The sequence below is a fragment of the Tsukamurella hominis genome (genome assembly GCF_965137015.1).
GTDB lineage: Bacteria > Actinomycetota > Actinomycetes > Mycobacteriales > Mycobacteriaceae > Tsukamurella > Tsukamurella hominis.
In genome coordinates this window covers 68,423-89,667 of record NZ_CBCRZG010000006.1, presented here as the reverse complement: position 1 = coordinate 89,667, position 21,245 = coordinate 68,423, and the positions used below count along the sequence as shown (strand labels likewise).

The window sequence follows — 21,245 nt, the reverse complement described above, 5'->3', positions numbered from 1 at the left end:
GGGCCGATGCCCGAGAACGCGGAGCTGCCGCTGCCGCCGATGGGACTGTCGGTGGAGGAGGAGCGCGAGCAGCGCAAGCGCGACCTCGCCGTGGCCTTCCGCGTCTTCGGGCGGCTGGGCTTCTCCGAGGGCGTCGCCGGGCACATCACCGCCCGCGACCCCGAGGATCCGGGCCTGTTCTGGGTGAACCCGTTCGGCATGAGCTTCAACCAGATCCGCGTCTCCGACCTGATCTGCGTGGACCACAACGGCGTCGTCGTGCACGGGCGGCGGCCGGTGAACCGGGCCGCGTTCGTGATCCACGCGCAGGTGCACGACGCACGGCCCGATGCCGTGGCCGCCGCGCACGCGCACTCCGTCCACGGCAAGGCCTTCTCGTCGCTGGGCATCCCGCTGGCGCCGCTCACCCAGGACGCCTGCGCCTTCTACGAGGACCACGGCATCTACGACGACTACGCCGGCGTGGTGAACGAGACCGTCGAGGGCAAGCGGGTCGCGGCGGCGATCGGCGACGCGAAGGCCGCGATCCTCAAGAACCACGGGCTCATCACCGTCGGCGGATCGGTGTCGTCGGCCGCCTGGTGGTTCGTGACGATGGAGCGCTCCTGCCAGGCGCAGCTCCTCGCGATGGCGGCGGGGGAGCCGCAGGAGATCGATCCCGCGACGGCGCGGTTGACCCATTCGCAGGTCGGCAGCGACCTCGCCGGCTGGTTCCAGTTCCGCCCGCTGTGGGAGCAGACCGTCGCCTCCTCGCCGGACGTCTTCGAGTAGACCGCTCGCGGGTCGATGACTCCGCCGAACCGTCATGCGTCGCGCGCATGGGGTGTGACCTGCTGACTTCCGATCGAGTTATGCGAAATCCGCATGGCTGGTGGGAGCGACGGTGTCCCCATCGCTGCGCGCCGCCGGCTTCCGGCCGCCGGGCGGGGATCAGTCGCGCGTGAGGTCGTCGAGGAGGGAGACGGCCGCGCGGGCGTACTCGCCGATCCAGCGGTCGTGAATGCGTTTGATGGGGACGGGCGCCAGCGTGAGGTGTCGCTCGCGGCCGACCTTGCGGCCGATCACCAGCTCCGCACGCTCGAGGACGCGCAGGTGCTGCAGCACCGTGGTGCGGTCGAGGTCGGGGAACTGCGCGCACAGGTCGCCGGTGGTGCGGGGCGACTCCTTGAGCACGTCCAGCATGCGGCGGCGCGTGGCGTTGGCGAGCGCCTTGAAGACGGCGTCGTCCGCGTCGTCGTCGCCGGCAGGTTCCGCGGAGCCCTTGCGATCGCTCGTAGACATGTTGTATTTTTATCACATGTCTGAACTCAAAGAGCTCTCCTTCACCGTCTCCGGCTACGTGGCGCGCCCCACCGCGCAGGTCTACGAGGCCGTCGCCGACCCCGACCAGCTGTCCAAGTACTTCACCACCGGCGGCGCCCGCGGCCGGCTCGAGTCGAACACCGAGGTCACCTGGGACTTCGCCGACTTCCCCGGCGCCTTCCCCGTGCAGGTGGTCGAGGCGACGCCGCACTCGAAGATCGTGATCCGCTGGGACGCCGAGAACGCCGTCGCCGGCGACGGCCACACCACCACGACGTTCGAGTTCGCCCCCGTCGACGACGACAGCCGCACGCTCGTCACCATCACCGAGTCGGCGTGGACCGCGACCGAGGACGGTGCCAAGGGCGCCTTCGGCAACTGCATGGGCTGGACCGGCATGCTCGCCGCGATGAAGGCCTGGGTCGAGCACGGCATCAACCTGCGCGAGGGCTTCTACAAGTAGCCCACCGTCGACATCCGTCGCCCGCCCTGACAGGGTGAGGGCATGTCGGACAACGCCGTCGCCCTCGCCCGGACCGCCTACGAGACGGTCGAACCCTTCCACGTGGTCGCCTACTTCAACCCGGGGATCCGGGACGCGGTGCGCGACCTGGGGATCGACCAGCACGCCTTCTACGTCGGCGCGCGGGCCGCACCGATCGGCGAGGCGCACGCCGCCGTCGTCACCGCGGCCTTCTACAACTTCGCGCCGTCGCTGATCGAGGCCGCCTGGCCGGTCGCCGTCGACGCCGGCCTGGCCGAGATCGACGAGCGCCGCTACGTGATGCTCGCGGAGCAGTACCGCACCATCCTCGCCGGGATCGACCCGGCCGAGGTGCGGGCCCTCGCGGACGGTTTCGGCGCCCTCGTGGCGGACCTGCCCGTCTCCGGCCGGACCCTCGCGGCGGCCTGGGCATCGTCGACGGTGCCCGACGAGCCGGCCCTCGCGCTCTGGCGCCACCTCTCCGTGCTCCGCGAATGGCGCGGCGACAACCACCTCGCCGAGCTGATCCGGCACGGACTGACCGGCCTGGAGGCCGGCGTCCTGCACGAGGCCGACCTGCCCGATCCCGACGTGCGCCGCCGCGTCATGGGCCGCCGGTTCTTCCGCATCACCCGCGGCTACAGCGAGCAGGAGTGGGGCGAGGCGGTCGCCCGCCTCACCGAGCGCGGCCTGGTCGAGGGCGACGCCGAGGAGCACCGGCTCACCGCCGAGGGCATGGGCGTCTACCTGGACATCGAGGCCGGGACCGACGCCATCACCGCGGCGGCCTTCGGGCCCGGGACCGAGGAGCTGATCACCCGCATCCGGCCGCTGACCAAGGCCGTGATCGACGCGGGCGTCCTCCCCGGCACGACGAAGAAGTAGCCGCCGATCCCGCGGCGCCGCCCTCGGCAACCCCGCCGACGCGAGCGTCTATTCCCGGTTTCGCTGCGGGCGTACTCGCTAGGGCGGGGGCCGCGGATCGGCGTAGCGTTGACGGCGTGAGCATTGCACGCCCCGACACGCTGCCCGCCACCCTCGGTGAACTCAAGGCCTCCGGCCACGTCTACCGCGGGATCAAGGACGAACTCCGCAACAACCTGCTCGCCGCGCTGCGCGCCGACACCGACCCCTGGGACGGCATCCAGGGCTTCGACGACACCGTCATCCCGCAGCTCGAGCGCGCCCTCCTGGCCGGCCACGACGTGGTCCTGCTCGGCGAGCGCGGCCAGGGCAAGACGCGCCTGATCCGCACCATCGTCAGCCTGCTCGACGAGTGGACCCCCGTGATCGACGGTGCCGAGCTCGGCGAGCACCCGTACCACCCGATCACGCCCGCCTCCATCCGGCGCGCGCAGGAGCTGGGCGACGACCTGCCCGTCGCGTGGAAGCACCGCGACGAGCGCTACTCCGAGAAGCTGGCGACGCCGGACACCTCCGTCGGCGACCTGGTCGGCGACGTGGACCCCGTCAAGGTGGCGCAGGGCCGCAGCCTCGGCGATCCCGAGACCATCCACTTCGGCCTCATCCCGCGGGCGCACCGCGGCATCGTCGCGGTCAACGAGTTGCCCGACCTCGCCGAACGCATCCAGGTCGCCATGCTGAACGTGATGGAGGAGCGCGACATCCAGGTGCGCGGCTACACGCTGCGCCTGCCGCTCGACGTGCTGCTGCTGGCGAGCGCCAACCCCGAGGACTACACCAACCGCGGCCGCATCATCACGCCGCTCAAGGACCGCTTCGGCGCCGAGATCCGCACGCACTACCCGCTGGACCTCGAGGACGAGGTCGCGGTCATCGAGCAGGAGGCCGACGTCGTCGCGTCCGTGCCGCAGTACCTCACCGAGGTGCTGGCCCGGTTCACCCGCGAGCTGCGCGAGTCGCCCGCCGTCGACCAGCGGTCCGGCGTCTCCGCCCGGTTCGCCATCGCGGCGCAGGAGACCATCGCCGCGGCGGCGCTGCACCGCGCGGCCGTGGGCGGCGAGGACCTGCCCGTCGCGCGCCCCGTCGACCTGATGACGGTGCCCGACGTGCTGCGCGGCAAGGTCGAGTTCGAGGCCGGCGAGGAGGGGCGCGAGATCGCGACGCTCGTGCACCTGCTGCGGCGCGCGACGGCCGAGACGATCGGCGAGTACCTGCTGGGCGTCGACCTGGGGCCGCTCGTGGAGGCCATCGAGGCCGGCGGGCCCATCGTCACCGGTGACGACGTGACCGCCGCCGAGCTGCTGGCCGCGCTCCCGGAGGTCCCGGTCCTCGCCGAGGTCTACCGCCGGCTCGAGGCCGAGTCGCCGGGGGAGCGCGCCGCGGCCGCCGAGTTCGCGCTCGAGGGGCTGTACCTCGCGCGGCGGATCGGCAAGGAGTCCGACGAGGAGGGCCAGACCGTCTATGGCGGATAGGTCCTCGCGCGCGGGGCGCGACCGGCAGGGACGGCGCGGGCACCTGGCCCGGTACCGCCGCTACACCGGCGGGCCCGATCCGCTGGCCCCGCCGGTGGACCTGCGGGACGCGCTCGACGAGATCGGCCGCGACGTGATGAGCGGCGTCTCCCCGCGCCGCGCGCTGCAGGAGTACCTGCGTCGCGGCGGCGAGAACCGCCGCGGCCTCGACAAGCTCGCCGAGCTGGCGAACCGCCGGCGGCAGGAAGTGTTGCAGCGCAACAACCTCGGCAAGACCTTCGAGGACGTGCAGAAGCTGCTCGACGAGGCGGTGCTCGCGGAACGCAAGGAGCTCGCCCGCGCGCTGGACGACGACGCCCGGTTCCAGGAGATGCGGATCTCGAACCTGCCGCCGTCCGCGGCGCAGGCCGTGCGCGAACTGGGCGACTACCAGTGGCGCTCGCCCGAGGCCGCGCAGAAGTACGAGGAGATCCGCGACCTGCTCGGCCGCGAGCTCCTGGACCAGCAGTTCGCCGGGATCAAGCAGGCCCTCGAGGGCGCGACCGACGAGGACCGCGCGGCGATCCAGAAGATGCTCGACGACCTGAACACCCTGCTGGACAAGCACAACGCCGGCACCGCAACCCAGGACGACTTCGACGACTTCATGGCCGAGCACGGCCAGTACTTCCCCGAGAACCCGCGGAACATCGACGAGCTCATCGACGCCCTGGCACAGCGCTCGGCGGCCGCGCAGCGGCTCTACAACAGCCTCACGCCCGAGCAGCGCGCCGAGCTGGAGGAGCTGTCGCAGGCGGCCTTCGGGTCGCCGCAGCTCTCCCAGGCGCTGAGCGACCTCACCGGCAAGCTCATGGACGCCCGCCCCGGAGAGGACTGGTACGGCAGCCAGGAGTTCGAGGGCGATTCCGGGATGGGGTTGGGGGATGCGACGCAGGCCATGCAGGACATCGCCGACCTGGAATCCCTTGCCGAGCAGCTGAGCCAGCAGCACAACGGCGCCGCGCTCGACGACATCGACCTCGACGCGCTGCAGCGGCAGCTCGGCGACGAGGCCGTCGCCGACGCGCGGACGCTCGCTGAACTGGAGAAGGCGCTCAAGGACCAGGGGTACTTCTCCCGGGACCCCGACGGGGCGCTGCGACTGTCGCCCAAGGCGATCCGGCAGCTGGGCCAGTCGATCCTCCGGGACGTCGCGGACCGTCTGACCGCCCGCGGGGGAGAGCGGAACACCGCCCGCGCCGGCGCCACCGGCGAGGCCACCGGCGCGAGCCGGGAGTGGCGCTTCGGCGATACCGAGCCCTGGGACGCCACCCGCACCGTGCTCAACGGCGTGCTCCGCCAGGCCGCCTCCGGCGAGACCGGACCGGTCACGCTGGACGCCAAGGACATCGAGGTCACCGAGACAGAGGCGCGCAGCCGCGCGGCCGTCGCGCTGCTCGTGGACACCAGTTTCTCCATGGTGATGGAGGGCCGCTGGCTGCCGATGAAGCGCACGGCTCTCGCTCTGCACCAGCTCATCTCGACCCGCTTCCGCGGGGACGACCTGGCACTCATCAGCTTCGGGCGGTACGCGCGCACGCTCAGCGTCGGCGAGCTGACGGGGCTGGACGGCGTCTACGAGCAGGGCACCAACCTGCACCACGCGCTCGCCCTGGCGCAGCAGCACTTCCGGTCGCACCCGAACGCGCAGCCGGTGCTGCTCGTGGTCACCGACGGCGAGCCCACCGCCCACCTCGAGCGGAACGGCGAGCCCTTCTTCGACTACCCGCCGCACCCGCGGACCATCGCGATGACGGTGCGCGGCCTGGACGCCGTTGCGGCGCAGGGTGCGCAGATCACCGTCTTCCAACTGGGCGACGACCCGGGCCTGACCCGGTTCCTGACCGCCGTGGTGCGGCGCGTGGGCGGGCGACTGGTCTCGCCGGACCTGGACGGGCTCGGCGCCGCCGTGGTCAGCGACTACCTGGGCAGCCGCAAGCGCAGGTAGCTACTTGATCTCCACCTCGACGCCGCCCCAGAAGGCGAAGCCCTTCACCACGATCCGGGGACCGGTGGGGTCGCCCGTCTGCGGGTTCTTATGGTCGAAGGCGCCCATCACGCCCACGCCCTCGACGTGGACGTTCGCGCCGCGCGGCAGGATGATCTTCACGCCGCCCATCACGGCGTAGGCGTTCAGCGTCACGTCGCCGACGAGGAACGTCGCCTCCCGCAGGTCCAGCGAGACGCCGCCCCAGAACGCGATCGCGGTGTGCTCGGGCCCGACGGCGACCGGCCCGCGCACCTTGGTCTCCGACATCACGGCCCACTTGGTCTCGCCCATCCGCGGCACGCCGGCCGGCGCGGCCGACGGTGCGCGATAGGCCGGGGCCGCCGCCGCGGGGAGGTTCTGCACGGCCGGCAGGTCCTCCACGAGGCGGTCCAAGTCGGCGAAGGTGCGGGCCGCCACCGCCTGGTGCGAGCGGTCCTCGTACTCGGGAAGCGTGAGCTGCCCGAGGCCGAGGGCCTCGGAGAGCATCTCGACCACCCGGTTGCGGTCGTGATCGGATGCTCGGAGGACGTCGCGGCGCAGGGGCTCCAACTCGTCGGACATGCCCCCGACTCTAGGCGAATCGCCCGTCCCTTCGCCTCCGAAAACTCCTGGCGATCCGCCTCGAACGCGACCGTCCCCCGGTCCGAGGGACCGGGGGACGGTGCGGCTCCCCCGCGGGGGAGCGAGGTGTTCGGTGCCGCGTCAGAGCAGGCGGCCCACCACGGGGAGACGCTTGAGCAGCAGCGCGATGCCGGAGGGCTGGCCCTTCTTCGGGGCCTTCTCCTCCGCCTTCGCGACCGTCTTCGACGGTGCCTTCGCGTCCGCCTTCGCCTTCGGCGCGGCCTTCACGTCCGCCTTGGCGGCGGGCTTCGAGGACTTCGCATCGATCGAGGCGGGCGCCTTGCTCTTCGAGGCGGCGTCCTTCTGTGCGGCGATCGGGGTGATCTTGGCCTCCGACGCCTTGACCGGCGCCTTCTTCGCGGCAGGCTTGGCAGCGGCCGGCTTGGTGGCGGCCGGCTTGGTGGCGGCCGGCTTGGCGGCCGCGGTCTTCGCGGCCGGCTTGGCAGCGGCGGCCTTCGCGGCGGCGGGCTTGGCGGCCGTGGACTTGGCCGGGGCCTTCTTCGCGGGAGCCTTCTTGGCCGGCGCGGCCTTCTTCGCGGCCGGCGTCGACTTCGCGGCGGCCTTCTTCGCCGGGGTCTTCGCGGCGGCCGGCTTCTCCGCCGCGGGCTTCTCCGCCGCGGGCTTCGCGGCAGCGGCGGGCTTCTCGGCGGCGGGCTTCTCGGCACCGTCGAGGCCCAGAACGGCCCAGGCGTCCTCCCACGCGGCGACGGCGTCGGCGGTCACCGAGAGGTTGGTGTTGGCGGTCAGCGACTTGCCCGGGTTCTTGCCCTCCCACGCGGTCGCGAGCTTCGCCACGTGCGCGGCGTAGTCGGCGGCCGGGGCGAGCGCGATCGGCGCACCGTCGGACAGGTCGACCAGGGCCCACGCGGTGACGGGGGCCTTCGCGGCGGCCTCGCTCTTGCGGGCCTGCCACGCGTCGCCGGTGGTGGCCTTGACGCGGAGCGTCTCGGTGCGGCCGTCGGCTGCGGTCACGGTGACGAGGGTGGTGCTGCCCTTCGAGGTCACCTCTGCCTTGCCCCCGCGGGCCTCAACGGCAGAGACGAACACGTCGACGGCGCGCTGTGCGGCGGTCTGAGCCATGGGGTCTCTCCTGGGTTCGGTTCGTAGCGCGCCGTTCAGCGTGCTACTCGTGGGTTCATTAACCCACGAGTAGTTTCGTCAACCCAAGCCGAAACGGGCGTCACAGGCGTAATGTGACCGGGTCGTGCGTCACATTCGTCAGGTGAGAAGGACCGCGATCAGCATGATCGCCGGAATCGACAGCGCCGTTGTGATAAGCCCGGAATCCCGCGCGAGGATCACTCCCCGGTTGTATCGCAGGCCGTAGACCAGCACGTTCTGCGCCGTAGGGAGGGCGGCGGTCACCGTCTGCGCCATGAGCGCGTGACCGGACTGCCCGAACAGGAAGCGCGCCATCGCCCACGCCAGCACGGGCATTGCGATCATCTTGAGCACGGACGCCAGGGTGATGTCCCGGCGGGGCGCCTCGCCCTTCTGCAGCACCCGCACGCCGCCGAGGGAGAGGCCGAAGACGATCAGCGCCATCGGCACCGAGGCGTCGCCGAGCAGTTTCACCGGGCTCATCAGCCAGTCCGGCGGATGCCACCGCGTCAGCGAGATCGCGAGCCCGATCAGTGCGCCGACGACGATCGGGTTCAGCAACGGGGTCGCGACGGTGCGCCACAGCGGCGGCTTCGGGCCCGTGCGCTCGCGGGATTCGGCGACGTCGAGCATCGTGAGCGCGATCGTCGAGAAGACGAGGATCTGGAACAGCAGCAGCGGCGCGACGTACGAGGTGTCGTGCAGCACGAAGACCGCGATCGGAATCCCCAGGTTCGACGAGTTCACGTAGCTCGAGGCGAGCGCGCCGATGGTGGCGTCGCCCATCGTCCGGCGCCAGAACACGCGGACGATCACGTAGTAGAGCGCCGCGATCGTCAGTGCCGAGCCCGCGCTCACCCACAGCCGCGAGCTGAACAGCACCGTCAGATCGGTGGTCGCGAGCGCGTGCAGTAGTAGGGCGGGCGTGAGCAGGTAGAACACCAGCAGCGAGAGCTGCTTCTCCGGCTGCTCGCCCAGCACCTGCAGCCGGCCCAGGAGCCACCCCGCCGCGATGATGATCGCGATCACGGCGAAGCCGGCCAGCACGGAAGTCACGTGCGAGAAGGTTACGCGACCGAACTATCGTCGCCGCGCGGGCGGGTTCGGTGCACGCGGCGCTCGACTCTCGGATTCTGTCCGGATCGGACAGTGCGGGGCCCTGCCCGACGTGGCCGGGGCCCTCGCGGCGCACGGGCCGCAGCCGCCGCGTGGGGGACGTCGACGCCGCGTGGGGGACGGTCGGTCCCTCACAGGAAGCTGTTCGTGCGGTGGGGGAAGAACCGCGGCGCGGGGGGCGTCGACGCGGCGCGGGGGACGACGGCGACTCGTCCGCTGTCTGCGGCGGTGCGCTGTCCATTCCGGACGGAATCCGAGAGCAGAGCGGCAGAGCGCCTGCACCCCTCGTCAGCACACGTCGCCCGTGCATGCGCGCTCGGCCGCGCCGCGCGCGCTCGGCCGCGACCGCTCGGCCGAGCCGCCGTGCCTGACCGCGCCACCGCGTCTGGCCTCGCCCGCGTCGGCGCTGTTCCTCACGATTCGGCGTTCTGCGGCGGTACGCGTGCGCAGGAGCAGGTGTACCGCCGCAGAACGCGACATCGTGAGGCGCTACTTCTTCGAGGAGTAGGGGAGCAGCGCCATCTCGCGGGCGTTCTTCACCGCCAGCGCGAGCGCGCGCTGGTCCTGCGGCGACAGCCGGGTCACCGCGCGGGAGCGCAGCTTGCCGCGTTCGTTGAGGAAAGTTCGCAGGTAGGTGACGTTCTTGTAGTCGAGGGCGCCCTCGGGCACGCGGACGAGGCCGCGCCGCGCGGGCGGGGTGCGCAGGGGTCGACGTGCCATCACCAGCTCGACTTCCGGACGCCGGGCAGCTGACCGTCGTGCGCCATCTGCCGCACGCGCACCCGGGACAGCCCGAACTTGCGCAGGTGGCCGCGCGGGCGGCCGTCGGCGGCGTCGCGGTTGCGGACGCGCGTCGCCGAGCCGTCGCGCGGCAGCTTCGCGAGCGCGCGCACGGCGTCGGCTCGGGTGTCCGGGTCGGTCGACGGGTGCGCGATGACCTTCTTGAGCTCGGCGCGACGCTCGGCGTGCCGGGCCACCAGGGCCTTGCGCCCCTCGTTGGCGGCGATCTTCGCCTTCGTGGCCATCAGCGCTCCTCCCGGAAGTCGACGTGCTGCCGGACCACGGGGTCGTACTTGCGCAGCACCATGCGGTCGGGGTCGTTGCGGCGGTTCTTCCTGGTCACGTACGTGTACCCGGTGCCGGCGGTGGACTTGAGCTTGATGATCGGTCGGATCTCGTTGCGGGCCATTTACAGCTTCTCCCCTCGGGACAGGATGTCGGCGACCACGGCGTCGATGCCGCGGCGGTCGATGGTCTTGATGCCCTTCGTGGACACCCGGAGCACGACGGTGCGGCCGAGCGAGGGCACGTAGTAGCGGCGGCGCTGGATGTTCGGGTCCCAGCGGCGGTTCGTGCGCACGTGGCTGTGCGAGACCCGCTTGCCGAAGCCGGGCGCCCGGCCCGTCACCTGGCAGTGTGCGGACATGCTTCTCCTTCTTGCGAATGATTGTCGATAAGGTAACGTACTGGAAATGGGAATCATTTCCAAGAGAACTCCGGTCCTGCTGCTGACCGGCTTCGGCGGGCAGGAGCGCGCGCTCGAGCTGGCCGAACCCGGCACCGTCGTCGTGCATCACGACCTGTCCGGCCTGAAGGAGGGCCTGGTCGTGCGGTCGGAGGCCACCGTCCGGCCCGACGGGACCGCCGAGGAGCGCGTCGCCCTGCTCGAGCTCGCGCACGGCTGCGTCTCGTGCACGCTCCGGGAGGACCTGCTGCCGCTGCTCCGCACGCTGCACCGACGGGCGTCCGTCCGCCGCATCGTCGTGCGGCTCGACCCGATCCTCGAGGCCGACGCGGTGCGGCACGCCATCGAGCACGTGATCGTGGAGATGGTCGGCGCGGTACCCGGCCCCGCCGCGCGCGACGTCGAGGTCACCGGGACGATCGGCTTCGTCGACGGCGCGACCTGGCTCGACGACGCGCTCGGCGAGGAGGATCTCGGCGAGCGCTTCCCCGTCCCGGACGACGACGAGCGCACCGTCGCCCAGCTGGCCGTCGGCCACGCGCAGAGCGCCGACCTCGTGGTCGTCGCCGGCGACAGCCCCGATCCCGCCCGCCTGCGCGCGGTCCTGCGTCGCCTTGCGCCGGGTGCCCCGATCGCCCGCGAGCGCGTGCCCCTCCACAGCCTGCTCCCGCGGATGAGCGCGTCGCGTCCGCCCCTGGAGCCCTTCGGCCCGCTGCTCCCCGGCTGCCCGCCGCTCGATCCCGACGGCGACGTCCGGCTGATCGAGTTCAGCGCCCGCCGCCCGCTGCACCCCGGCCGCTTCCATGAGGCGATCGACGTGCTGCTCGACGGGGTCGTCCACGCCCGCGGCCGCATCTGGCTCGCCGCCACGCCCGACGACGCCTTCTGGCTGGAGTCCGCCGGCGCCGGGCTGCGCGTCGGGGCGGCCGGGCCGTGGCTGGCCGCCGGCGGCGACGGCTCGCCCGAGCGGTGGGCGATGGCGTCCGCCGCCTGGGACGAGGCGTACGGGGACCGTCGGACCGACCTGGTCGTGTTGGCCGCCGGGGCCGACCCCGCGCAGATCGCGGAGACCCTGCGCTGGGCCGAGCTGACCCCCGAGGAGTTCGCCGCCGGCCCCGACGTGTGGGCCGGCTGGCACGACCCCTTCGGCGCGATGCACGCCGACCCGTGCGAGGACCTGACCCCCGGCACCGAGGCCGAGGCCGAACAGAAGGAGAACCGATGAAGCAGGGAATCCACCCCGAGTACCGCCCGGTCGCGTTCCAGGACGCGTCGACGGGGAAGGTCTTCGTCACCCGCAGTACGGCGACGTCGACGCGGACCGTCGACGTGGACGGGGTGACGTATCCGATGATCGTGGTGGACGTGACCAGCGACTCGCACCCGCTGTGGACGGGGAAGCAGCGCCTCGTCGACACCGCCGGCCGGGTGCAGAAGTTCCAGGAGAAGTACGCGCGTTTTGGCGGGCGGGCCGCGGGACGGTAGACTTCAGTGCTTGTGACGTTGGAAGCCTTCCGGGCTCGCGTCGAGAGCTTTTTTCGTCAAGACCGATAGGAAGAATCATGGCTGTACCGAAGCGCCGTATGTCGCGGGCGAACACGCATGCTCGTCGCTCGCAGTGGAAGGCGAACAACCCCGAGCTGCAGGCCGTGCAGGTCGGCGGCCGCACCCACCTGGTTCCGCGTCGCCTCGTGCGCGCCGCGAAGCTGGGCCTGGTCGACCTCGACCGCCGCTAAGTAGATCCTTCCCCAAGAGCGGGTCGGCCTGGTGCCGGCCCGCTCTTGAGGTGTATCCGAGGGGGTATGCGTGCTGCTGGCGGTGCTGAACTACGCGGGGATCGCGGTCTTCGCCGCCTCCGGCGCGCTCATCGGCGTCCGTAAGCGGCTCGACCTGTTCGGTGTGTGGACCCTCGCCGCGCTCACCGGCGTGGGCGGCGGCGTCGCCCGAGACGTGCTGCTGGGCATCCACCCGCCCGCCTCCTTCCAGGGCTGGGAGAACATCACCACCGCGTCGATCGCGGCGGCCTTCGTCTTCGTCTTCCACCCACAGTTCGGCCGGCTCCGCAACTCCGTGCTCGTGCTCGACGCGATCGGCATGGGCGTCTTCTCCGCCACGGGCGCGCTGACGGCACTGCACCACGACGCGTCGCCGTTCGCCGCCGCGCTCATCGGCATCACCACCGCCCTCGGCGGCGGCGTGCTGCGCGACATCCTGGTCAACGAGGTGCCGCTGCTCATCCAGGAGCGCGACCTCTACGCCATCCCCGCCCTCACCGGCGCCGGCGCGACGGTGCTCGCCGCCTCCTGGGGCGCCACCGATTCCCGCGCGCTGCTGGTCGGCGCCGTCCTGGCCTCCGGCTTCCGCCTGCTCGCGCTGTGGCAGGGCTGGCGCGTGCCCGTCGCCCCCGAGGATGTGGCCGGCCGCTTCCTCAAAGCGTGCAGGCGGAGCTTCCGCCGCTGAACCCGTTGTTCGCTCAGGGCCGAGTGCCGACAAGCACCCCTTAAGCCAATTCACACACGACTTCGGTAAGACTGTGGACTATGCGAATTCTGGTGGTCGACGACGATCGTGCGGTGCGGGAGTCCCTGCGCCGCTCGCTGACCTTCAACGGGTACCAGGTGGACACCGCGGTCGACGGGCAGGACGCGCTCGATCACATCGCGAGCAACCGCCCGGACGCGCTGGTCCTGGACCTGAACATGCCCCGGATCGACGGTCTGGAGGTGTGCCGCCGCCTGCGCAGCGCGGGCGACGACCTGCCGATCCTCGTGCTCACCGCCCGCGACGCCGTGAGCGACCGGGTGAGCGGGCTCGACGCCGGCGCCGACGACTACCTGCCGAAGCCCTTCGCGCTGGAGGAGCTGCTGGCGCGGATGCGGGCGCTGCTGCGCCGCGCCGCCCCCGAGACCGGTGCCGACAACGAGGTGCTCAAGTTCGAGGACCTCAGCCTCGACCCGGCCACCCGCGAGGTGCTCCGCGGCGAGCGGAACATCAGCCTCACGCGCACCGAGTTCAGCTTGCTCGAGATGCTCATGAGCAACCCGCGCCGCGTGCTCACCCGCAGCCGCATCCTCGAGGAGGTGTGGGGCTACGACTTCCCGACCTCGGGGAACGCGCTCGAGGTGTACGTCGGCTACCTGCGGCGCAAGACGGAGGCCGAGGGGGAGAGCCGCCTGATCCACACCGTGCGGGGCGTCGGGTACGTCCTGCGCGAGACCCCGCCGTGATCCGATGACGGTGCCGAGGCACTCCCGCCCGGAGGCCCGCGACAAGCAGGTCCGGGACCGGCGTCCCATGCGCGACCCCAACCCGGTCACCCGCAACGTCAGCTTCCGGTGGCGCGTCACGCTGCTGGCGGCGGCGGTCGTGGGCATCACGGTGGCGCTCATGGCGGCGTCGGCGTTCTTCGTGGTCAAGCGGGCGATGTACGCGGACGTCGACAACCGGCTGCACCAGCAGGTGGACTCTGTCGCGCCCGCGATGAGCTCGCCGGTCACGCAGTTCACCACCGTGATGATGATGCTGATGTTCCGGCCGGACATGTCGGTCAACCGCACGATGGTCGTCTACCCCGACGGGACGCCGTACCACTCGGGCCCGTCGGGCCAGGTCCCCATCGGGCAGCCCGAGCGCGACGTGATCTCGGGCAAGCTCGCCCAGTCGCTGCGCTCCGAGGGCGACACCCGGGTGATGGCGCGACGCCTCGACAACGGCGTCACGATCATCGTGGCCGAGGACCTCACCCCGACGAAGAACCTGCTCAGCGAGCTGGGCACGGTGCTCATCGTGGTGGGCGCGTGCGGCATCGTGCTCGCCGCGATCGCGGGCACCGCCGTCGCGCGCGGCGGGCTCAGACCCGTGCAGCGGCTCACCGAGGCCGCCGAGCGGGTGGCCCGCACCGACGATCTGACCCCGATCCCCGTGGTGGGCCGCGACGAGCTGGCGCGCCTGACCGCCAGCTTCAACGCGATGCTGCGGGCCCTCGCCGAGTCGCGCGACCGGCAGGCCCGCCTCGTCGCCGACGCCGGCCACGAGCTGCGTACCCCGCTGACGAGCCTGCGGACCAACGTCGAGCTGCTCGTCGCCGCGAACCAGCCGGGCGCGCCGCCCATCCCCGAGGACGACATGAAGGAGCTCTCCGACGACGTCCTCGCCCAGGTGGAGGAGCTGACCACGCTGGTCGGCGACCTCGTGGACCTCGCCCGCGAGGACGCGCCCGAGGCGGTCAACGAGGAGGTCGACCTCGAGGAGATCCTGCAGAAGGCCGTCGAGCGTGTCGAGCGCCGCCGCCCGACGGTCCGCTTCGACGTCACGAGCGCGCCCTGGTACGTCTACGGCGACAACGGCGGCCTGGGCCGCGCGGTGGTGAACGTGCTGGACAACGCGGCGAAGTTCTCGCCCGACGGTTCCGTGGTGCGGGTCGAGCTCGCCGAGATCGGCGTCGACCGGGCGGCGCTCAGCGTCGCCGACAGCGGGCCCGGCATCCCCGAGGAGGACCGGGAACTGGTCTTCGAGCGCTTCTACCGCTCGATGGCGAGCCGCTCGATGCCCGGCTCCGGCCTGGGCCTCGCGATCGTCAAACAGGTGGTGGAACGGCACGGCGGTTCCGTCGCGGTCGGCACGGCCGACGGTGGCGGCGCGCTGGTGCGCCTCGAGATCCCCGGCAGCCCGGTCGCGGGCGGCCGCGCCCCGCAGGTGGTGCAGCGGGAGCCCCGGCTCCGCCTGCTTCGAGGCAAATGATGGAGTTGCTTCCGGGGAAGTGACAATCTGCTCACAGGCACTTCACAGAAGCCGTATGCAGTCTTGGCGGGGAAGAACACGAAGGAGGGGGCTCCATGACCGAGGGTCCGCAGAATCCCTATCAGCAGGGCCAGTCGGCCGGGCAGTACGGCCAGCAGCCGGCGCAGTCCGGTGCGCAGCCGGGCCAGCAGGCCCAGCCCGGTGCGCAGGGGCAGTACCGGCCCACGCAGCAGTACTCGGGCGCCTATCCGGCGCCGGGCGGCGGACCGTCGGGCTACGCGGGGCCGGGCGTCCTGCCCGCGGTGACCACCACGCCCGCGCGCGGGCCGAGGATGGGCGCGCTGGTCGCGATGGGCGTGGCGATCGCGCTGATCGCGTCGCTGCTCTCGGTGACCGGGGCGTACTTGGTGTGGGGCGGGAACGATTCGTCGTCGACGGTGACGGTGTCCGGGGGTGACGCGCCGCCCGTGGTCAAGGGCTCGGTGCAGGAGGTCGCGCAGGGCGTGCTGCCGGCCGTGGTGTCGATCGACAACCAGGCAGGCACCTCGGAGTCGTCGGGGTCGGGCGTGGTGATCAGCGCGGACGGCAAGATCGTGACGAACAACCACGTGATCGCCGGGAACGGGAAGTTGACGGTCTCCTTCTCCGACGGCAGCGTGAGCAACGCCGCCGTGGTGGGCGCGGACCCCATCACGGATCTCGCGGTGATCCAGACGGACAAGCGCGACCTCAAGCCGCTGACCTTCGCCGACAGCGGCAAGCTGTCCGTCGGCCAGGAGGTGGTGGCCGTGGGCGCCCCGCTCGGCCTCGCGGGCACCGTGACCAGCGGCATCGTCTCGGCGCTGAACCGTCCGGTGGCGACCAGCGGCAAGGACTCCGACCAGGCGACGGTGATCAACTCGGTGCAGACCGACGCGGCGATCAACCCGGGCAACTCGGGCGGAGCCCTGGTGGACATGACAGGCCGGCTCGTCGGCATCAACTCGTCGATCGCGACGCTCGGCGGTTCGAAACTGACGGGGCAGCAGGGCGGCAGCATCGGCCTGGGCTTCGCGATCCCGTCGAACCAGGTGCAGCGGATCAGCAAGGAACTGATGGAGTCGGGCTCGGCCACGCACGCGGCCGTGGGCATCACGGTGGACCCGCGGGCATCGGTGAGCCGGCCGGGCGCACTGGTCGTGGACGTCTCCGCAACGGGTGGCTTCGGCCGCGCGGGCATCCCGAAGGGCGCGCTCGTCACCAAGGTGGACGACCTGAACATCACCGACGGCTACGGATTGATCGGAGCCGTGCGCGCCTACCCGCCGGGGGCTACCGTGACCGTTACCTACCTCGATAGCCCGAGTAGTACGAGTCCGGTGACCAAGCAGGTGACGCTCGATAAGTTGGACAAGTGACGGAGGAATCGAAGATGACCGCGGAGATGAGCCAGAGCCGGGCAGCGGACGCCGAGTGGCTGGAGGACGACGCCCTGGACGTGCCGGCCCTCGATGATGCGGCCCTCGACGGGGCCGGGGTGATCGGCCGTGCCCTCGTGATCGTCGTCGACGACCACCTGCAGCCCGGTGCCTCCCGTGCGTCCGGCGCGGGGAAGTCGGTGGGTTCGCTGGTGACCGAGCTGCTCGAGGAGGCCGGCTTCGAGGTGGACGCCGTGGTCGTGGTCCCCGCCGAGGAGGTGGACGTGCGCAACGCGCTGAACACCGCGGTGATCGGCGGCGTCGACCTGGCCGTGACCATCGGCGGTGTGGGCGTGGGCGCCCGCGACGTGACGCCGGAGGCCACCGAGGAGATCCTCGACAAGAAGCTGCCCGGCATCTGCGAGGCGCTGCGCTCGTCGGGACTCGCCGCGGGTGCGACCGATGCGGGCCTCTCCCGCGGGCTGGCCGGCGTCTCCGGCAGCACCGTGGTGGTGAACCTCGCCAGCTCGCGCGCGGCGATCCGCGACGGCATGGCGACGCTGACGCCGCTCGCCACCCACGTGATCCGCCACATCGCGGGCGGCGACGACCAGGCCCGGTGATGTCCGAGCCCGGCTCCACCCCCGAGGGCCCCGCTCCCCGGAAGTACTCCGCACGCGATGTCGCGCGGATCTTCGGAGACGTTCTTCCCTCCCAGACCAAGGACGATCTGCCCGATTCCGGCTCCGGCCGAGGGTCGAACGACGCCGCGCCCCGCTCGGGCGCGGCGTCTCGCCGTTCCGGCCCCGACGGTGACCCGACGGAACGTTGGTACCGCGAGAACCGCCCGCCACACCACGGCGGGTAGAGTCGTTGAAACTGCAAACCCACTGGTAGTGTGACTAAGGACACAGTCGGTCATTCCGGTGGTCTGGTTACAGCTTCGGGGTGCCTGAGTGAACTCTAAGTATGTAGCTCACCCTAAGTTCCATGCAGGTAGGCGGCGGTTCTCGGTGAGTCTTGCCTAAGAAGCGCTGGTTGACGCGCGTGTGCGCGATTCATGATCGCGATGAGTAGATTCACGAACTCACAATTTGCGAAGATTGAAAGCGTTGCGCGACCTGGAAAGCTGAGGATATGCTCCGCGTGAACCGTAGGTCAGCGAAGGCCTCCGGGGAACCGACAGTGATCTCAGGCTGAGAAAAGGCTTGAGGTTCGGTCCGTGGCTGGGTGAGTCGCAGGGCCGGCGCTCCTACCGGAGCGGCACACCATGATTCCTGGTGAGGGGAACGAATGAGCAAGATGAGCAAGGCCGTGGCACGCGCTGGCGTCGTTGCGGTCTCGGTGGCTGCGGCCGCCTCGATCACTGCAGGTACCGCGAGCGCTGGCCCGCTGCCGAACGGTCAGAAGACTGTCGCTGCGCCGGGCGGTTGGAATGTCGTGCTGAAGTCGACGGGTAACTCGTTCGCGATTCAGCCGTCGTTGGCGACGGCGCAGACGCGGACGGTGTGGGTGACCTCTACCGGCGCGGTGGATGTGAAGGCTCCGGCGGGCGTCAAGGATATCCAGGGCAAGCTGGGCGTCGGTGTCGTGTCGGGCTGCCAGTTCCCCGGTGCGATCGGTGGCTCCGTCGGGCTGACCGGTCCTGGTGCTTCTGCCGGCCTGAACGGTTCGGGTTCGCCGAGCGCGAGCCTGTCGCTGGGCGGCGTGTCGGGTGGCTTGGATGTGCCGCTGAGCCCGGGTTCGACGTCGTCGGTGACGGGTTTCGGTCGTGCCGATCAGCCTTCTGCGCTGGATTCGATCAAGTTCACCAAGGCCGGTACGTACACGGTGAGTGTGAAGAATTACGACCTGAACTATGGCAACTGCAGCGGCTACGCGCAGTCTCGGATCGTGACCTGGGTGGAGATCAAGGGCAGCAACCGGATTCAGGGTTTCCTGTACGGCGCTCCCTTCAGCATGGGCTAAGCCCCTCTCCGACTCAACTCTCTTGCCCAACCCGGGCTGACTACCCACGAAGGACATCATGAAGAACCTCGCAATCCGCGGTGCCGCTGTGGCCGCAGTTGCTGGCGTCGCGCTCGGCGCGGCGTCCACCGGTGTGGCGAACGCCGACACCTTCATCCCCCTGCCCACCGAGACGGTCACGCAGAAGGTCGGCGACGGCTCGATCACCATTTCGCTCGGAAAGAACAGCGCGCTGCTGTCGCCCGGCATGGTCGCCCTGCCCACCACCCGCAACGCTTGGGTCTCCGGCAGCGTGTCCGTGAAGCTCGCCGGCACGAAGGCCTCGGGTGGCTCGATCCAGGCCGGCTATGTCGTCGGTTGCCAGGTGCAGATCGGCAGCGCAAAGCTCAGCCTCGGTGCTGGCGCGAATGGACCGGTGCTGTCGTCCAAGACCGACGACGCGAAGATCGCCGGCGTGAATGGCTCGACGGGTGCGACGCTGTCGCTGGCTGCTGGCACGATCGGTACGCAGGCGCTGACGTACGACCGCAAGAAGTGGCCGAAGCCGGGCGACGAGATCAGCCCGAGTTGGAACACGCCGTCGCAGAGCTACGACTTCGACGGTGCTAACGGCTCGCTGTCGTGGGCTGATCAGACCATCGGCGTCGACGGCTGCGGTGGGTACGCGCAGGCTCGGTTCTACGTGTACGCGACTGGCAAGGTCGGCAACAACGAGGGCACCGCGGTGCTCTGGGGCAAGCCCTTCACGCTGGGCTAACTGAGAACTTCTCGATGATGACACGGGGCCGGCGCCAGACAGGGCGTCGGCCCCGTGTCTGCTCGTTCGCTGCCCTTACTAGCGCTTTACTGAGAAAGTAGTCGTGGGACCGCGTCCCACAACCTGAAGTCGGCACAGCTGATGAATTCGCCTGGTGATTGGCGGGGCATGCCCCGGTGTTAACACCCGGCACCAACCTGAGGGGAACACGCAATGAATCGACGGAAAGCATCTGTCGCAGCGGTAGTCACCACCGCGGCGCTGGTGGCAACGCCCACGTTGGCATCCACTGCTAACGCTGAGCTGTCGCCCACCAACGTCCTGAACGTTCTCGGCATCCCGCTGCAGAACGCTAACCAGGTGATCCAGGCCGGAAACGTGGCGACCGGCGACACGAAGGATGGCAAAGACGTCATCACGAACCTCCCGAACGCCATCTTCGCAACCTTGGTGAACCAGGGCGCGGTCGGCGACACCGCTGAGCTACAGAAGCGGCTCAAGAGCTACTTCAACCAGTCGACGGCGAACTTCGGCAAGCTGCCGGCGAACATCGTTGGATACGACGTCGCGGCGATCTCCAAGCTGTTCGCACCCGCGCCCCTCGCGGCCAACGTCGCAACGGTCAAGGCCGCGAACGCGCCCGTCACCTCGGCGGCGTCGCCGTTGGATCTTCTGGGCCTCCCGTTGCAGCTTGCGACGAACGCGTTGCAAGCGTTCAACGTGGAGCTGCGCGACGCTTCCGGCAAGGTCATCGTCAAGGATGGAAGTGCCACGACGACGAATGTCGCGAATGCGATCTTCAAGGCCGTGGTCGATCTCGGAGCCACCGGCAACTGGGGTGCGCTCGCGAACAACATCGGCCTGTACCTGGCTCAGTTCGGAACGAACATCGCATCTGGCAAGTTCGTCTCGCAGAAGCCGACCGTCGCGCCTGCGGCTTCGGGCGTGACGTCCGCTCAGGTGCTGACCGTTGCGGCGAAGGCCACCGCCCCCGAGGTCAGCCCTGCGGATGCCGGTCTTGTCGGCGATCTTCTCAACGTCGCCGGAATTCCGCTCCAGAACGCCAACCAGGTTCTCAAGGCTTTCGTCGTCGATATCGCTTGGGATAAAGACAACAAGCCCACCGCCAACACCAACGTTGTCAACGCCATCTTCAAGGCTGTCGTCGAGCTGGGCTTCACCGGCAAGTGGGGCGACCTCGCCACTGCGGTCACCGGCTACGTGGCCCAGGCTGCGGGCCAGGTTGCGGCCCTGCCCGCCAACATCATCTCCTACGACACGAAGGCGATCACGAACGTCTTCAACGGGGGTCTGGCGCCTGCTCCGTCCGCGCAGACGACGACCACGCCGGGTGGCTCCGTCTCGACCGCCAGCAAGGCGCTCTCGCTCCCCGCTGCGGCGGCGGGTTCCGGCTCCGAAGGCAACCTCGGCACGGGCTCCCAGGCTGCGGCCACCGCAGCCACTGCCGACGCGCCCACCGCGCCGGCTGCTCCCGCGTCGGGTGGCAGCTCGAAGGGTAAGGGTGTCGACCTGTTCGAGAAGGTCGCTGAGGCGCTTGGCGGCGGCAAGACCGCACCCACGACCGGCGGCGGCACCACCGGCGGCGGTACGACCGGGGGCGGCACCACCGGCGGTGGTACGGCCGGTGGCGGCACCACCACCGGCGGCGGCACCACCGGCGGCGGCACCACCGGCGATGGTTCGACCGGCGGCGGCACCACCGGCGGCGATACGTCCGGCGGCGCCGGCGACGCGGGCGGAGCCAAGTAGCTCCGTCGTCTCCCACCTCGAAGGGGCGGTCATCCATCTGGATGGCCGCCCCTCGCGCGTGTGGTGACTGCCACCGAATCGCGCCTTGGTGTTACGGCA

The 21,245-nt window shown here is 70.6% G+C and carries 24 protein-coding genes; 16 read left to right on the top strand and 8 right to left on the bottom strand.

Annotated features, from left to right (window positions below; all coding sequences use genetic code 11):
* Positions 1-6 precede the first annotated feature (6 nt).
* The gene (locus tag ACM9LD_RS10400) at positions 7-771 is read left to right on the top strand and encodes a class II aldolase/adducin family protein (RefSeq protein ID WP_415676721.1); all 765 of its coding nucleotides are present in this window, start codon (positions 7-9) and stop codon (positions 769-771) included.
* Positions 772-930: 159 nt separating this feature from the next.
* Here ACM9LD_RS10400 and ACM9LD_RS10395 read toward each other — a convergent pair whose 3' ends face one another.
* Entirely contained in the window at positions 931-1,281 is a 351-nt protein-coding gene (locus ACM9LD_RS10395; protein ID WP_224649584.1) for an ArsR/SmtB family transcription factor, read from the bottom strand.
* Positions 1,282-1,297: 16 nt separating this feature from the next.
* Here ACM9LD_RS10395 and ACM9LD_RS10390 point away from each other — a divergent pair, with 16 nt between their 5' ends.
* The 4 genes from ACM9LD_RS10390 to ACM9LD_RS10375 all read left to right on the top strand — a co-directional run bounded on the left by ACM9LD_RS10390 (position 1,298) and on the right by ACM9LD_RS10375 (position 6,169).
* Positions 1,298-1,765, top strand: coding sequence for an SRPBCC domain-containing protein (locus tag ACM9LD_RS10390; RefSeq protein WP_415676589.1), 468 nt, complete (start codon positions 1,298-1,300; stop codon positions 1,763-1,765).
* Positions 1,766-1,807: 42 nt separating this feature from the next.
* A complete protein-coding gene (locus ACM9LD_RS10385) occupies positions 1,808-2,671 on the top strand; it encodes an SCO6745 family protein (RefSeq protein ID WP_415676588.1) in 864 nt (287 codons plus the stop codon).
* A gap of 116 nt (positions 2,672-2,787) precedes the next feature.
* Positions 2,788-4,182 carry a sigma 54-interacting transcriptional regulator gene (locus tag ACM9LD_RS10380; protein WP_415676587.1) on the top strand — a complete coding sequence of 465 codons (1,395 nt, stop codon included), beginning with the start codon at positions 2,788-2,790 and terminating at the stop codon, positions 4,180-4,182.
* Positions 4,172-6,169, top strand: a complete 1,998-nt coding sequence (locus ACM9LD_RS10375) for a vWA domain-containing protein (protein ID WP_415676586.1) — start codon at positions 4,172-4,174, stop codon at positions 6,167-6,169. Before ACM9LD_RS10380 ends, ACM9LD_RS10375 begins: the two co-directional genes overlap by 11 nt.
* On the opposite strand, the gene ACM9LD_RS10370 is transcribed toward ACM9LD_RS10375, so the two are convergent.
* The 7 genes from ACM9LD_RS10370 to rpmB form a co-directional block, all read right to left on the bottom strand.
* Entirely contained in the window at positions 6,170-6,772 is a 603-nt protein-coding gene (locus ACM9LD_RS10370; protein WP_415676585.1) for a DUF1707 SHOCT-like domain-containing protein, read from the bottom strand.
* A 141-nt stretch (positions 6,773-6,913) separates the two neighbouring features.
* Positions 6,914-7,912, bottom strand: a complete 999-nt coding sequence (locus tag ACM9LD_RS10365) for a hypothetical protein (protein ID WP_415676584.1) — start codon at positions 7,910-7,912, stop codon at positions 6,914-6,916.
* Positions 7,913-8,050: 138 nt separating this feature from the next.
* A complete protein-coding gene (locus tag ACM9LD_RS10360; protein ID WP_415676583.1) occupies positions 8,051-8,989 on the bottom strand; it encodes an AEC family transporter in 939 nt (312 codons plus the stop codon).
* Between the two features lie 549 nt (positions 8,990-9,538).
* A complete protein-coding gene (gene rpsR / locus ACM9LD_RS10355) occupies positions 9,539-9,769 on the bottom strand; it encodes a 30S ribosomal protein S18 (RefSeq protein WP_224647065.1) in 231 nt (76 codons plus the stop codon).
* Positions 9,769-10,074 (bottom strand): 30S ribosomal protein S14, encoded by a 306-nt coding sequence (gene rpsN, locus ACM9LD_RS10350; protein WP_415676582.1) that lies wholly within the window; start codon positions 10,072-10,074, stop codon positions 9,769-9,771. The genes rpsR and rpsN overlap by 1 nt, the downstream gene beginning before the upstream one ends.
* Entirely contained in the window at positions 10,074-10,238 is a 165-nt protein-coding gene (gene rpmG / locus ACM9LD_RS10345; protein WP_013127877.1) for a 50S ribosomal protein L33, read from the bottom strand. The genes rpsN and rpmG overlap by 1 nt, the downstream gene beginning before the upstream one ends.
* Positions 10,239-10,475, bottom strand: a complete 237-nt coding sequence (gene rpmB / locus ACM9LD_RS10340) for a 50S ribosomal protein L28 (RefSeq protein WP_415676581.1) — start codon at positions 10,473-10,475, stop codon at positions 10,239-10,241.
* Between the two features lie 46 nt (positions 10,476-10,521).
* On the opposite strand from rpmB, the gene mrf reads away from it, so the two are divergent.
* The 11 genes from mrf (at position 10,522) to ACM9LD_RS10285 (ending at position 21,146) form a co-directional block, all read left to right on the top strand.
* Entirely contained in the window at positions 10,522-11,739 is a 1,218-nt protein-coding gene (gene mrf, locus ACM9LD_RS10335; protein WP_415676580.1) for a ribosome hibernation factor-recruiting GTPase MRF, read from the top strand.
* Positions 11,736-11,999 carry a type B 50S ribosomal protein L31 gene (locus tag ACM9LD_RS10330; RefSeq protein ID WP_415676579.1) on the top strand — a complete coding sequence of 88 codons (264 nt, stop codon included), beginning with the start codon at positions 11,736-11,738 and terminating at the stop codon, positions 11,997-11,999. Before mrf ends, ACM9LD_RS10330 begins: the two co-directional genes overlap by 4 nt.
* Before the next feature lie 77 nt (positions 12,000-12,076).
* On the top strand, positions 12,077-12,250 hold the full coding sequence (gene rpmF, locus ACM9LD_RS10325) for a 50S ribosomal protein L32 (protein WP_013127873.1): 174 nt from the start codon (positions 12,077-12,079) through the stop codon (positions 12,248-12,250).
* Between the two features lie 70 nt (positions 12,251-12,320).
* Complete coding sequence (locus ACM9LD_RS10320) at positions 12,321-12,974, top strand: trimeric intracellular cation channel family protein (RefSeq protein ID WP_415676578.1); 654 nt, start codon at positions 12,321-12,323, stop codon at positions 12,972-12,974.
* 80 nt (positions 12,975-13,054) lie between these two features.
* Positions 13,055-13,741 carry a response regulator transcription factor gene (locus ACM9LD_RS10315; RefSeq protein ID WP_415676577.1) on the top strand — a complete coding sequence of 229 codons (687 nt, stop codon included), beginning with the start codon at positions 13,055-13,057 and terminating at the stop codon, positions 13,739-13,741.
* A gap of 4 nt (positions 13,742-13,745) precedes the next feature.
* Positions 13,746-15,254, top strand: a complete 1,509-nt coding sequence (locus ACM9LD_RS10310; protein WP_415676576.1) for a HAMP domain-containing sensor histidine kinase — start codon at positions 13,746-13,748, stop codon at positions 15,252-15,254.
* Between the two features lie 95 nt (positions 15,255-15,349).
* Positions 15,350-16,651, top strand: coding sequence for a S1C family serine protease (locus tag ACM9LD_RS10305; protein ID WP_415676575.1), 1,302 nt, complete (start codon positions 15,350-15,352; stop codon positions 16,649-16,651).
* A 14-nt stretch (positions 16,652-16,665) separates the two neighbouring features.
* Positions 16,666-17,274, top strand: coding sequence for a MogA/MoaB family molybdenum cofactor biosynthesis protein (locus ACM9LD_RS10300; RefSeq protein WP_415676720.1), 609 nt, complete (start codon positions 16,666-16,668; stop codon positions 17,272-17,274).
* Positions 17,275-17,944: 670 nt separating this feature from the next.
* On the top strand, positions 17,945-18,619 hold the full coding sequence (locus ACM9LD_RS10295) for an MspA family porin (protein WP_415676574.1): 675 nt from the start codon (positions 17,945-17,947) through the stop codon (positions 18,617-18,619).
* A 58-nt stretch (positions 18,620-18,677) separates the two neighbouring features.
* The gene (locus ACM9LD_RS10290) at positions 18,678-19,376 is read left to right on the top strand and encodes an MspA family porin (RefSeq protein ID WP_415676573.1); all 699 of its coding nucleotides are present in this window, start codon (positions 18,678-18,680) and stop codon (positions 19,374-19,376) included.
* Between the two features lie 264 nt (positions 19,377-19,640).
* Positions 19,641-21,146, top strand: coding sequence for a hypothetical protein (locus tag ACM9LD_RS10285; protein ID WP_415676572.1), 1,506 nt, complete (start codon positions 19,641-19,643; stop codon positions 21,144-21,146).
* Positions 21,147-21,245 lie beyond the last annotated feature (99 nt).